This is a genomic window from Massilia sp. CT11-108, assembly GCF_047302915.1.
GTDB lineage: Bacteria > Pseudomonadota > Gammaproteobacteria > Burkholderiales > Burkholderiaceae_D > Telluria > Telluria orientalis.
In genome coordinates, this window is sequence record NZ_JBKYMO010001305.1 from 1 (window position 1) to 388 (window position 388).

Below are 388 nucleotides of genomic sequence, written 5' to 3' on the forward strand. Positions count from 1 at the left end.
CGCGCGTCGCGGCCAACCGCGACGCGAGCCCGCTGTTCGACACGCCGCGCTTCGTGCGCGACTACGAAGACCTGCTGGCCACCGTCGTCCGGCGCCCGGCCGGCGTCGACCCCGTGGACGAGCCGACCATCGCCCGCCTGCAGGAAGTGCCGGCCCCCGCGCAACTGACCTTGCAGCAGGAAAGCATGCTGTCGCTGCTGCGTCCCGGCATGCACAGCATCGTCGAAGTGGGCGGCGCGACCCTGGCCCAGGCCTGGCGCGCACGCGCACCGAACTCGCACTATATCGCCATCAGCGCCGCCGGCGGCGCCGCCCGCGCCGGGGGCCCCGCCGCCCACGCGCGCGCCGCCGCACCACGGCCCGCCGCCGCCAGGCCGCAGCGGGCCGG

1 protein-coding gene is annotated in these 388 nt (G+C 77.3%); it reads left to right on the top strand.

The features are described from left to right. Positions 1-388, top strand: a 388-nt coding sequence (locus tag ACEN88_RS34525; RefSeq protein ID WP_413346912.1) for a hypothetical protein, incomplete at both ends; no start/stop codon positions are given.